The sequence below is a fragment of the Rhodopseudomonas sp. BR0M22 genome (assembly GCF_010907035.1).
In the GTDB taxonomy this organism is placed as follows: domain Bacteria; phylum Pseudomonadota; class Alphaproteobacteria; order Rhizobiales; family Xanthobacteraceae; genus Rhodopseudomonas.
The window spans coordinates 14,656-26,876 of sequence record NZ_QUMK01000001.1 but is presented as its reverse complement, the minus strand read 5'-3'; the positions used below and the strand labels follow the sequence as shown (position 1 = coordinate 26,876).

Here is a 12,221-nt window from a genome sequence, read left to right as displayed (position 1 = left end):
CTACCGATCGACGTTCATTTCCGGCCAGTAGTACTGATCGCTGGTCGGCCGGGCGCCAAAGATCGCCTGTCCGACCCGCACCACCGTCGCCCCCTCCTCGATCGCGATCTCGAAATCACCCGACATGCCCATCGACAGATGCGTCAATCCGGGGTGAACGTCGGTGGCGTGATCGCGCAGGTCGCGGAGCAGCCGGAAGCAGTTGCGAACACGTTCTTCATCGGCACTGAAGATCGCGAGCGTCATCAGACCGCGTGGCTTGAGCCTCGGATACTCGGTCAAACGCTGAACGAACGGAACAAGATCACCAGGCGAAAGTCCGTACTTGCTCGCCTCGCCCGAGGTGTTGACCTGCACGAACACGTCGAGGTCCCGTCCCACCGCATCCAGGCGACGATTCAGTTCATCTGCGAGGCGCAGACTGTCGAGGGCATGGAATTCGTCGGCAAATCTGACGAGATACTTCACCTTGTTGGTTTGAAGGTGGCCGATGATCGACCAGCGGATCGGCAGATCCGCGAGGATAGCCCGCTTGTCGCGGGCTTCCTGAAGCTTGTTCTCGCCGAAATCGGAAATGCCGGCCGCATAGGCTTGGCGAAGCACACTGGCCGGCACAGTTTTGGTGACGGGCAAAAGACGCACGTCATCGGGGCGCCGCCCGCAGCGCTGGCAGGCTGCCGCGATGCGATCCCGAACAAGCGCCAAGTTCGTGGCAAAGGCCACGGCAGGATCGGCGCCGAAACGTGCGACCTCGTCCGGCGAGAGCTCGACACTGGCAGGCATCATGATGCGAAGCGTCCCGATCAGTAAGGCAGCGGAAAGCGCGCGACGAGCCGGCGCACACGCGCGTTGATCTCGATCCGCTCTGCGTCCAACGTCCCATCGCGGACAGCGTGCAGCGTGTCGAGCACAAGGCTGGCGATCTCGCGATATTGGTCCGCGCCGAAGCCGCGGGACGTGCCGGCGGCCGTACCGACCCGAATGCCCGACGTCACCATCGGCTTCTCCGGATCGTTCGGAATTGCGTTCTTGTTGAGCGTGATCCCCACCGACTCCAAGGCCTGCTCGGCGATATTGCCGGTCACGCCGAATGGCCGCAGGTCGACAACGGCGAGATGGCAGTCGGTGCCGCCGGAGGTGATCGTCAGTCCGCCATCCGCAAGCGCTTGGGCCAGGACACGGCAATTCTCGACGACGGCCTTCGCATAATCTTTGAATTCCGGTTGCAGCGCTTCGCCAAAGGCGACAGCCTTGCCGGCGATGACATGCATCAGCGGGCCGCCCTGAAGCCCAGGGAACGTCGCCGAGTTGATCTTCTTGGCAATGTCCGCATCATTGGTCAGAACGAACCCGCCGCGCGGCCCGCGGAGCGTCTTGTGCGTGGTCGAGGTGACGACATCGGCAAAAGGAACGGGCGACGGATAGACGCCGCCAGCGACAAGGCCCGCGAAATGCGCCATGTCGACCATCAGGATCGCCCCGACCTCGTCGGCGATCTTGCGGAAGCGGCCGAAATCCATGATCCGCGGATAGGCCGAGCCACCGGCAATCAGCAGCCGTGGCCGGTGCTGGCGCGCAAGCTCGGCGACCCGATCCATGTCGATGCGATGGGTATCGGGGTCGACCCCATAGCTGACAGCCTTGAACCAGCGGCCAGACATGTTGACCGCTGCGCCATGAGTCAGATGGCCGCCGGCCTTCAGATCCAGGCCGAGGATCGTATCACCGGGTGCGAGCAACGCGAGAAACACCGCCTGATTGGCCTGGCTTCCCGAATGCGGCTGGACGTTGGCGTGGGCGCTGCCGAACAGCTGATTGACGCGCGCGATCGCCAGATCTTCGACAGCGTCCACATGCGCGCAACCGCCGTAGTAGCGACGATGCGGATAGCCTTCGGCATATTTGTTGGTCAGCACCGATCCCTGCGCATCGAGAACCGCCCTGCTGACGAAATTCTCCGAGGCGATCAGCTCGATAGATTCGCGCTGACGGGCTTCTTCGTCGATGATCGCGGCAGCAACAGCGTGATCGGCCGCGACCAACCGGGCGGCGCTTACCCCCGGATATGTGAGAGAGGGAACGGGGAACGGCGCGACCGATGTGCCCATGGCTGATCTCCTTGACCTGGACGACTGTGCCGCGCGCAGCGAAGAGTGCTTGCGGCTTCGATACTCAGCACCTAGCACGGGTTCGGTCTGGACATCCCCTCCAATTCTGGGCTCTCGACCCAACCATTTGAACGCAGCGGGACGCGTCGCTGGCTTAGCGTTTCGTCATTGTCCGTAGCACTTTGGCGAGCTTCTTCACGGCGGCCTCGATCTCGAGCGGCGTGTAGGCAGCAAAGCCCATCAAAAAGCCAGGCGCGCCGTCCCGGGCGTGATGCAACCCCGATAACCCCAGCAGCTCGATCCCTGCGCTGCGTGCGGCATCGACCACAGCTCGCTCAGGCAGGTCACATGTCAGCATACAAGGGAGTTGCAGGCCGCCGACCGGAATACGTGGCGCGACGAAGTCGGACAGATGCTTGCCGACGAAACGGGCCAGCACGTCGAGGCGCTCGGCATAGACGCCGCGCATCGTGCGAACATGTGCGCCGAAATGTCCGCCTTCCATAAAACGCGCCAGCGTGAACTGTGCCATCGAGGCGCTGTGACCGTCCAGCAGCGTGCGGGCGACGGTCATAGGCATCACGAGCTGAGGCGGCAACACGACGTAACCGATCCGCAAGCCCGGAAACAAAGACTTGGTGAAGGTACCGATGTAGATGGTCCGGTCGTGCGGATCGAGACCTTGCACGCAGGCCGTCGGCTTGCCGGCGTAATGGAATTCACTGTCGTAGTCGTCCTCGATGATCCAAGCCTGATGCCGCGCCGCCCATTCGATCAGTGCGAGACGGCGATCCAGCGCCAGCGTCGCGCCGGTTGGAAACTGGTGGGACGGCGTGAGAAAGACGGCCTTGGCGCGGCGCGGCTGGGCCGTGATCTGTTCGACGATAAGACCCTGCCGATCGACCGGAATCGGAACGCACTCCAGACCCGCAGCATCGAACGCCTTACGCGCGCCGTAATAGGCCGGGTCCTCAATGAAGATACGATCCCCGGGATCGAACAGCACATTCGCGCACAGCGACATCGCCTGCTGCGAACTGGTGAGCACCAGAACCCGCTCCGCCGAAGCGCGTCCGCCGCGCTCGAGATTTACGTAGTCGGCGATCGCGCGGCGAAGCGGCTCGGTGCCCTGCGGATCGCAGTGAAGCAGCGTCTGAACACCCAGCTCCTTTCTGACTTGGCGTTCCAGGCGATCCCAGAGCTGAACTGGAAAGGTGCGTGTTTCGGGCACACCATGGACGAACGGCCGCGGCGATAGCTGCTCGCGAACGCCGCCGCCGCCGAACATCGCAGCGCCGCGCTTGCTGAGTTTCGGCGCCTGGTTGCGGCTCAGCGCGTCCCGCTGCGACAGCCGCCGGCCCGGTGCGAACTCCGTCATCTCCGACACGAAGCTGCCGCTGCCCACCCGCCGCTCGATGAAACCCTCCGCATGCAGCTGGCCGTAAGCCGCTTCGATCGTATCGCGCGACACCCCCAATGATTGCGCAAGCGCGCGGGATGCAGGCAGCGGCTTGCCTGCCCCCAGCGCACCTTCGACGATCAGTTGTCGGATGGCTCGCTGCACCCGAGCGTGCAGCGGCATCGCCGCGTGGGCCGGATGCGCGACCCAGGCTTTGACGGATTCGAGCTGCGAGTGCTTGAACAAATGGTCTGCCTCTATGGCGAAGAATGGCCGGGTACATCAGGCCACCTATTGGCTAGATGTCAATCCATCCAGCTCGTCTGGCTTCCAGCAGAGGATTGCGACCGCATGACCTCCCGCCCTCCGTCTTCTCCGGTCCGCCTCGGCGACCTCACCCACCCGATCGTCGCCGGCCTGATTTCCGTGATCGTCAACTACGGCGGCACCTTCATCCTGGTGTTTCAGGCCGCCAAAATCGCCGGCCTCAGTCCTGAGCTGACGGCATCGTGGGTCTGGTCGATTTCGATCGGAGTCGGACTGACCGGGCTATTCCTCAGCCTGCACTATCGCGAGCCGATCATCACGGCCTGGTCCACTCCGGCGGCCGCATTCCTGGTCACCGCTTTGGCGACGACGCCGTATGCGGAGGCGATCGGCGCCTACATGATCTCGGCGGCTGCGTTCGTCCTGCTCGGCCTGTCCGGCTATTTTGAGAAGGTGATCCGTCTGATTCCGCCCGGAATCGCATCGGGCCTGCTCGCCGGCATTCTGTTGCAATTCGGCATCGGCGCTTTCGGCGGCGCCAGCGTCGATCCGTGGCTGGTCGGTCTGCTGATCGCCGCTTACGTCGCATTCAAGCGGTTCTCCGCGCGCTACGCCGTGGTCGGGATTTTGCTGCTCGGCCTCGCGTTCCTGCTGACGCAAGGCCGTGTCGATCTGTCCGGCCTCAAGCTCGTGTTCGCGGCACCGGTGTTCAGCATGCCGGAGTTTTCGCTCAACGCCCTACTGTCGGTCGCGCTGCCGCTGTTCCTGATCACGCTCACCGGTCAATACATGCCGGGGATGTTGGTGTTGCGGAACGACGGGTTCAAGACCAGCGCCAATCCGATCGTGACCGTCACCGGCCTCGGCTCGCTGATCATGGCGCCGTTCGGCTCGCACGCGTTCAACATCGCCGCGATCACCGCTGCGATCGCCACCGGCCGGGAAGCCCACGAAGACCCGTCCAAGAGATGGATTGCCGGCATCGCGGCGGGCTGCTTCTATGTGCTGGTCGGCGTGTTCGGCGTCACGCTCGCTGCGGTGTTTATGGCTTTTCCCGCCGCCTTCATCACCACCCTCGCCGGCCTCGCCCTGCTCGGCACCATCGGCGGCAGTCTTGCCGGGGCGATGGCAGATCCGACCTCGCGGGAGGCCGCATTGATCACCTTTCTGGCGTCCGCCGCGAATATCAAACTGCTCGGCATTGGCGGAGCATTCTGGGGCCTGGTGATCGGTGGACTCGCCTATGTTGTGCTCAACGGCCGGATGCCTTATCGCGCGACCACTGATCGCCGGGTGACTGAGGCGGCAGCGAAATGAACCACGAGACAGCGCCGATGACGACTTCCATCATCTCGATCCAAAGCCAGGTCGTGCACGGCCACGTCGGCAACAGCGCCGCCGTTCTGCCGATGCAGGCGCACGGGCTGAACGTGGCGGCGGTGCCGACGACGCTGCTCTCCAATCATCCGGGTCTCGGTAGCACGCGCGGCCGGGTGTTGGACGCCGAGCTGGTCGGCGAATTGCTGCGCGGGATCGAAGAACGCGGGCTGATCGAAACCAGCCGCTACATCGTGTCCGGCTATCTCGGCTCCAGCGCCAACGGCGAGGTGGTAGCCGCTTTCGTCAAACGCGCCCGACAACTCAATCCTGCCATCACTTATATCTGCGATCCGGTGATGGGAGATTCCCATGTCGGGGTGTTCGTTCCCGATGAGGTTTCCGCGTGCATTTGCAACGAACTCGTCCCGCTCGCTGATCTGCTGACGCCAAACCATTTCGAGGCCGGACTGATCGCCGGCCACCCGCTGGCGACATGGTCCGAGCTCAAGGCCACGGTCGACAAGATGCAGGCTTGGCGGGGAGCCCGTGTCGTTGTCACCAGTTGCAGGCTGGCGGATACGCCGGACGACGCGCTCGAGAACATCGTGTTCGAGGGCGGGACCTCGACCCGACTAGCCTCGCCGCACCTGGAGCTGGCAGCGGCGGGAACGGGCGATCTCTACACCGGCCTTCTCACCGCGGGCCTCGCCCGCAATCTCAGTCTGGTCGATGCGGCCCGTCGCGCCGCCGCCATCGTGCTCGACGTCTTGAAGCGAACCATGGCCGCCGGCGAGCGCGAAATGCAGCTTGCCAGCGTCATCGATGCACTGAGCCCCGCTCTGGGCCAGCCTCCTCGATGACGCCGGACAATCCATCATCGGGCAGCACTTCGGAGTGCTGCCGCTTCGAGCCTTAAAGCCCCGGCGCGACCCACGCGGTCGAAATCGCGCCGCGGCCATCGAGGCCGATCCGCCAATACAACGGCCGCCGCTCGTGCTGCACCAGATAGACATCAACGCCGCCATTGCCGACGCCGACGAACTCGACCGAACGAGCCGGTCCGGCCTCGCCGATCTCTTCGTGTAGCGTTGCCAGTTGCTGTCTGGTGGCGCTGGCCAGCGCTTCCGTCATCTCGTCGTAGCGCGGCTGACCACTGCGGATTCCATCGATCAGTCGGCGCAGCGCATTTTCCGTGCCGGCGCTCGGCAGATGACTCGTCAGTTTCTCGGCGAGCTGCTGTTCGATGCGCCGAGCCTGGTCCGCATCGATGCGCGGCATCGGAATGTCGAGGCCGTTCTGATGCAGCACCAGCGATTGTGCCACGCCCGAAGCATCCGTCACGAAACTGATCTGGGCGTCGACCACCTCGGCAAAGAACCGCGTCGGACTCTCGGCGAACAGCGGTACGCTCGGCTGCCCGCTCAGTCGCGACACCAACCGTCCGCTTTCGCGGCTGATCGTCATCACGCCCTGATTGGCGAGCTCATAGAAACCGACGTAGCGATCCAGGATCGCCGGATCGAGCCGAACCTCCTCGCGCTCGGAGCTTCGCCTCGGCTGCCCTGCCGACTGGACGGCCGCCGACAGCACATTCCAGTTCTGGCAGCCCAGAACCTTGGCTATCAGCTCCAGGCTCTCACTTCGGGTGAGTTCGGCTTTCGGCTTGATGGCCTCGCGCAGTGTCTGCGCCATGGCCTTTGCGTCGCGGAAATCGCGCATCATAAACCCTCTGCAGGGCGAACTGATCAGGTCAGATGCTTGCGTTACTGACGCCGTTCGCCTTGGCAAAAGGGGGCACGGGTCGCTCTGATACGTTCACCATTCCCTGAGGGGCGCAAGCGGCGGGTCGTATCCACCCGCAGCGACACTCGCGCGCGCCGGGCTCGATGTCAAACGCGGGTGTGCCCCGCACAGGATCTCGGCCGCGCGGCGTGATGCCGCGCAGCCGGATCGCATGCAAGCTCGATCAGTTCTTCGGCGCGGCTTCGCCGGCTTCACCCTTCGGGCCGGCCGGGCCAACGGCGCCTGAGGGACCAGCCGGGCCGGCAGGTCCCGCGGGACCGGCAGGACCAGCATCACCCTTCGGACCGGCGGGCCCCGCCGGGCCTGCGGGACCAGCGGGGCCCGCCGGACCCGGAGCGCCTGCAGCGCCCGCTTCGCCCTTCGGACCGCGCGGTCCGCAATTGGCGACCAGCAGGCCGGTCAAGGTTTCGGTGCCCGACTTCAGGTCGAGCTTGCAGGTCTCGGGGACGTCCGACAGCGAGAATTTGAAACGGCGCGACGACGAGCTCTTGGCCTTGTCGCCGGTGCCGACGACCTCGACCTCCTGGCCGGCCTTGGTGGTCTTGCCGGTGATCACCAGCTTGCCGCTCTCGATCGCCAGCGTGTCGATCTCCAGCGCCGAGGCCGTGCCGGAGGTCATCGCCAGGATCGCGGCTCCGACCAGAATGGATCGTCTTGCCATCAACTTCTCCCCACCTGTTGCAGTGACGCTTGCGCGTCGTGTCCATCGCCAAGGCGGCCACCGCGGTCGCCACAACCGAGGATAGCCGAATGAATGGCGGAGCATAGCCGGGGCAGCGCGACATTTTTGCTACGGAGCGCACAGTCCGCCGCGGACACCGGCATGCGAACACCCGCGCCACGCCGGGATTGCGAACAAAGCAGGAATCTGGGAGCGTCTATTCTTCACCCGACAGGCGCTGATTCGTGTCCTTGCCCGCTCCGATCCTCGATGGCCTCAATCCCGAGCAGCGCTGCGCCGTCGAGCACGGCGCGGGGGCAACTGCCTGCCCGCCACTTCTGGTGATCGCGGGCGCCGGCAGCGGCAAGACCAACACGCTGGCTCACCGGGTCGCGCATCTCGTCGTCGGCGGCGCCGACCCGTATCGCATCCTGCTGATGACGTTCTCGCGCCGCGCTGCCGCCGAGATGACCCGCCGGGTCGAGCGGATCGCCCGCAAGGTGCTCGGCGACCGCGCCTCTGCACTGAGCGGCGGGCTGCATTGGGCCGGCACCTTCCACGGCATCGGCGCCCGGCTGCTGCGCGACTATGCCGAGCGCATCGGGCTCGATCCCGGCTTCACCATCCACGACCGCGAAGACTCCGCCGACCTGATGAACCTGGTCCGCCACGACCTCGGCTTTTCCAAGACCGACAGCCGGTTTCCGGCCAAGGCGACGTGCCTGTCGATCTACTCGCGCTGCGTCAACGCCGGCCAGCCGCTCGATGTTGTGCTTGGCGCGAACTATCCGTGGTGCGCCGGCTGGGCGGCCGAGCTGAAGCAACTGTTCGCGGCCTATGTCGACGCCAAGCAGCGCCACAACGTGCTCGATTACGACGACCTGTTGCTGTACTGGGCGCAGGTGATGGAAGAGCCGGCCTTCGCCGCAGAGATCGGCGGCCGGTTCGATCACGTGCTGGTCGATGAGTATCAGGACACGAACGCGCTGCAGGCGCGGGTTCTGCTGGCACTCAAACCCAATGGCGCCGGACTCACCGTGGTCGGCGACGATGCCCAGTCGATCTACTCGTTCCGCGCCGCCACGGTGCGCAACATCCTCGACTTCCCGAAGGCCTTCAATCCGTCCGCTCGCGTGGTCACGCTCGACCGCAATTATCGCTCGACCCAGGCGATCCTGTCGGCCGCCAATGGCGTGATCGATCTGGCACGCGAGCGCTTCACCAAGAACCTGTGGACCGACCGCGCCGAAGGAGCACCGCCATTACTGGTCGGCGTGCGCGACGAAGCCGATCAGGCGCGCTACATCGTCGAGCGCGTGCTCGACGCCCGTGAAGGCGGCGCGACGCTGAAGCAGCAGGCGGTGCTATTCCGCACCTCGTCGCATTCCGCTCCGCTGGAACTCGAGCTGACCCGGCGCAACATCCCGTTCGTGAAATTCGGCGGGCTGAAGTTTCTCGACGCCGCCCACGTCAAGGACATGCTGGCGCTGCTACGTTTCGTGCAGAACCCGCGCGACCGTGTCGCCGGCTTCCGGGTGATGCTGCTGATGCAGGGCGTCGGCCCAGCGTCGGCGCAGAAGGCACTGGATGCAATGACAGTCGCGGCCGACCCGCTCGGCTCACTCGCCGCCCTGCCCGCGCCGCCGCGCGCCGGCGCCGACTGGCGCGGCTTCGTCGAGGCAGTGCAGGATCTGCGCAGCGGCGATGCCGGCTGGCCGGCGGAGATCGAGCGCGCGCTGATCTGGTACGCGCCGCATCTCGATCGCATTCATGAGGACGCTGAAACCCGCAGGGCCGACCTGGTACGGCTGGCGCAGATCGCCTCGGGCTATCCGTCACGCGAGCGCTTCCTCACCGAACTGACGCTCGATCCGCCGGACGCGACGTCCGATCAGGCCGGCGTGCCGACGCTCGACGACGACTATCTGATCCTGTCAACGATCCATTCCGCCAAGGGCCAGGAATGGAAACAGGTGTTCGTGCTCAACGTCGTCGATGGTTGCATGCCGTCCGACCTCGGCACCGGCACCTCGGCCGAGATCGAGGAAGAGCGCCGCCTGCTCTACGTGGCGATGACCCGGGCGAAGGACGATCTGCATCTCGTGGTGCCGCAGCGGTTCTTCACCCACGGCCAGAACGCCCAAGGCGATCGCCACGTCTATGCGTCCCGCACCCGCTTCATCCCCGACCGCTTGCTGCCGCTGTTCGAGCGCACCAGCTGGCCCCGCGTCGCCCCGGAAGCGACCGCGGCCGCTGCGCAACGCGTCCCGCGCATCGACATCAACTCGCGGATGCGGCGGATGTGGACGTGAGCACACTGCTCGTGTGGGAATGTGGGAGCGAAGACCCGGCCCTGTTCAGAGCCGGGCGTCGCTGCGCATCCGTCAATGAATTGCGTTCCGCATCACGCTGAAATGCGGTGTTTGGGCTGCGTTGACGAACGACAATATTGCGATCACCGGCACCGTGATCACCTGTGCCTGATTGACGATCGAAGCGTCCGAATAATGGCCGCGGTAATTCTCATCGACGTACTTGGCCACGATCCTGCTGTGCGGTTGGATCACCACCTCGTCGGGCGGCGTCACGATCAATTCGAGCAGCAGGATCGACAACTCGTTGCCCATTTTCAGCGGTCGCAGCGTCGCGGTGAACCCGGGATTCGGCACCTCCACCATGCAGCTCACCGTCAGAGTGGTGTGCTCGCCGATCAGATCGGACGTCACAACGGCAGACACCGTTTCCGGCACGATCGGGTATTTCGGATCGTCGGTGCGGAGCAGCGCCTGCAGGGTGGCGAGCGGCGGGAATGCGATCGCCGCCTGCCCCACCACCTTGCCGCCGATCACGACGTATACCGCCAGCGAACGATGCCCCTGATCAGGCTCCAGGTCGGACTTGATCGCCGTGACGTATTGCTCGGCCTGCGTGCAGATGCCCGAACGCTCCTCGATCTCGAACGTGAACGATCGCGTTTCCGGCAACTGTGCGGTGTTGGGAGGCGTACCTTCCGAGAATTTTCCGGCGCTGTAGCAGCCATTCGGCACGAGCACGCGCACCCTCAGCGTAAACTGTCCATCTGCTTCGACGGTCAAAGATAATTCGGGATGGAATTCGGATCTGAACATGGCAACCTCCTGGAGATGACGGATCAAAACCTGCCGCGCGTGGAGCTCTCGCCCACGCGGCCTTCCCACTCTCAGTTCGGTACCTGTAAACGCCCTGACACAGGCTTATGCGACACGCGATGCGGCCTTAACCTCGAGCAGTGTCACTCTCGGCGGCGGCGCGGCCGGTATTAAGTAATAAGTCAGCCTGCCACGCAGCCGGTTCAAAGTAAACCACGACAGCCGCAACTTCGCGAGCCTCTAAGTGGGCCAGCAACGCTGACCCAATGCCTTGCTGCACCTGGCGCGACTGCCGAGATGCAACGTCGACGAAGCGGCGGATCGCTGCGATCATGATCCGCGTTCACGCGGCCGCGCTTGTGGTAATCGTACCGCCGTCGGCGTTGTCGACGATGACAGGGCTGTCGAACCAGCTCATCACCGGCTCTGTGCCGTACAGGGCGGTGACGCGGGCGCGCCATTCGCCGCCATAGACGGCTTCGGCAGCCGCACGGCTCTCCCACAGGTAGATGCCTCCGGCGGTCGCGCCGTCCTCGGAGCGAATGTAGTATTTGCGGATCAGGCCCGGCAGCTTCTGGTATTTCGGCGCGCTGCTCTCGAACCGCTTCTTTGCCTCCTCCAGGCTGATCGGCGTCGCCATGTGAAACTGCACGACGGTGGTGATCATCGGAACCTCCTCGGATTTTTCCGGCATCTTAGCGCAATCGGCGCCACGCTGTCTCTGCCTGCTGCGGGCCGGCTATTTGAACGCTTCCGGAAACCGCACCGTGGTGCCGAGCGTGATCCAGCGGGCATTTTCGCCGGTGATGTTGTGGCCGACGATCAGGTCCATTGAGAAAATCTCATTGGGCCGCCACCGCACGCCGGCCTGCGCGCGGGGCCGGATCTTGCCGGCGCTGTCGTCCGGAGCGCCGGAGAGGCCGAAGCCCTCCAGCGTCAGTTGCAGCGTATCGGTGAACTTCCAGTCGAAGCCGACGCCGTAGCTGAGATAGTGCTGGTCGATCGTCCGATCCCACAGCCAGCCGGCATTAAGGTTGACCCGCATCGTCTCGGACAGACGGTAGGTCGCCGGCAGCGTGACGAACGCGACCGTATTGTTGCCGCTGGCCGCAACGTAGGAGCCTCCCGCCTCGATCGCCAGACCGAACCGGCCGATCGCGGTCGGCACCAGGACGGTCTTGAGCTTCGGCGACAGTGTCGTGCTCCAGTCGCCGTCGGCGCGCGCCCGGCTCGCCTGCAGCGTCAGCTCGAACGGGCGACCGAGGTCGACCACGCAGGATGGGTTCGCCACTGCTGAAAAATCGGTGTTGGTGGCACGGGACCACCAGCTTTCCAGCTTGCACGAACCGAGTTCGGAAATGTCGGTGGCATCGACCGCATAAGCGCCGTTCGCCGCCCCGGCTTCGCCCGACAGCAGCAGGACAAGCCCTATCATGGCGAGCAGCAGAGCGGTCAGGGCGCGGGTCAGCGGAAGCATGAAATCAATTTTAGCAGACAGCCGGCTCGACAGCTTCCGCGACTTCCGCCTATCCTCA

At 64.7% G+C, this 12,221-nt stretch carries 11 protein-coding genes; 3 read left to right on the top strand and 8 right to left on the bottom strand.

The features are described 5' to 3' along the window. The 3 genes from DY468_RS00135 to pdxR all read right to left on the bottom strand — a co-directional run bounded on the left by DY468_RS00135 (position 1) and on the right by pdxR (position 3,753). Entirely contained in the window at positions 1 to 783 is a 783-nt protein-coding gene (locus DY468_RS00135; protein WP_164601454.1) for a YggS family pyridoxal phosphate-dependent enzyme, read from the bottom strand. Between the two features lie 20 nt (positions 784 to 803). Continuing rightward, complete coding sequence (locus DY468_RS00130) at positions 804 to 2,108, bottom strand: serine hydroxymethyltransferase (protein WP_164601220.1); 1,305 nt, start codon at positions 2,106 to 2,108, stop codon at positions 804 to 806. 154 nt (positions 2,109 to 2,262) lie between these two features. Further along, complete coding sequence (gene pdxR, locus DY468_RS00125) at positions 2,263 to 3,753, bottom strand: MocR-like pyridoxine biosynthesis transcription factor PdxR (RefSeq protein WP_164601218.1); 1,491 nt, start codon at positions 3,751 to 3,753, stop codon at positions 2,263 to 2,265. A gap of 105 nt (positions 3,754 to 3,858) precedes the next feature. On the opposite strand from pdxR, the gene DY468_RS00120 reads away from it, so the two are divergent. Both DY468_RS00120 and pdxY read left to right on the top strand, forming a co-directional pair. Continuing rightward, positions 3,859 to 5,091 (top strand): benzoate/H(+) symporter BenE family transporter, encoded by a 1,233-nt coding sequence (locus tag DY468_RS00120; protein ID WP_164601216.1) that lies wholly within the window; start codon positions 3,859 to 3,861, stop codon positions 5,089 to 5,091. Then, positions 5,088 to 5,954 (top strand): pyridoxal kinase, encoded by an 867-nt coding sequence (gene pdxY / locus DY468_RS00115; protein WP_164601215.1) that lies wholly within the window; start codon positions 5,088 to 5,090, stop codon positions 5,952 to 5,954. The genes DY468_RS00120 and pdxY overlap by 4 nt, the downstream gene beginning before the upstream one ends. A 52-nt stretch (positions 5,955 to 6,006) precedes the next feature. Here the strand turns inward: pdxY and DY468_RS00110 are convergent, their stop codons facing one another. Together DY468_RS00110 and DY468_RS00105 are read right to left on the bottom strand one after the other, a co-directional pair. Continuing rightward, entirely contained in the window at positions 6,007 to 6,813 is an 807-nt protein-coding gene (locus DY468_RS00110) for a DUF3471 domain-containing protein (RefSeq protein WP_246700833.1), read from the bottom strand. A 247-nt stretch (positions 6,814 to 7,060) separates the two neighbouring features. Further along, positions 7,061 to 7,558, bottom strand: coding sequence for a collagen-like protein (locus tag DY468_RS00105; RefSeq protein ID WP_164601213.1), 498 nt, complete (start codon positions 7,556 to 7,558; stop codon positions 7,061 to 7,063). A gap of 245 nt (positions 7,559 to 7,803) precedes the next feature. Here DY468_RS00105 and DY468_RS00100 point away from each other — a divergent pair, with 245 nt between their 5' ends. Next, positions 7,804 to 9,870 (top strand): ATP-dependent helicase, encoded by a 2,067-nt coding sequence (locus DY468_RS00100; RefSeq protein WP_164601212.1) that lies wholly within the window; start codon positions 7,804 to 7,806, stop codon positions 9,868 to 9,870. A 72-nt stretch (positions 9,871 to 9,942) separates the two neighbouring features. Here DY468_RS00100 and DY468_RS00095 read toward each other — a convergent pair whose 3' ends face one another. The 3 genes from DY468_RS00095 to DY468_RS00085 form a co-directional block, all read right to left on the bottom strand. After that, positions 9,943 to 10,686 (bottom strand): hypothetical protein, encoded by a 744-nt coding sequence (locus DY468_RS00095; protein WP_164601211.1) that lies wholly within the window; start codon positions 10,684 to 10,686, stop codon positions 9,943 to 9,945. Positions 10,687 to 11,029: 343 nt separating this feature from the next. Further along, positions 11,030 to 11,353, bottom strand: coding sequence for a YdhR family protein (locus DY468_RS00090; protein ID WP_164601209.1), 324 nt, complete (start codon positions 11,351 to 11,353; stop codon positions 11,030 to 11,032). A gap of 72 nt (positions 11,354 to 11,425) precedes the next feature. Continuing rightward, positions 11,426 to 12,163, bottom strand: coding sequence for a PA4824 family protein (locus DY468_RS00085; RefSeq protein WP_164601208.1), 738 nt, complete (start codon positions 12,161 to 12,163; stop codon positions 11,426 to 11,428). Positions 12,164 to 12,221 lie beyond the last annotated feature (58 nt).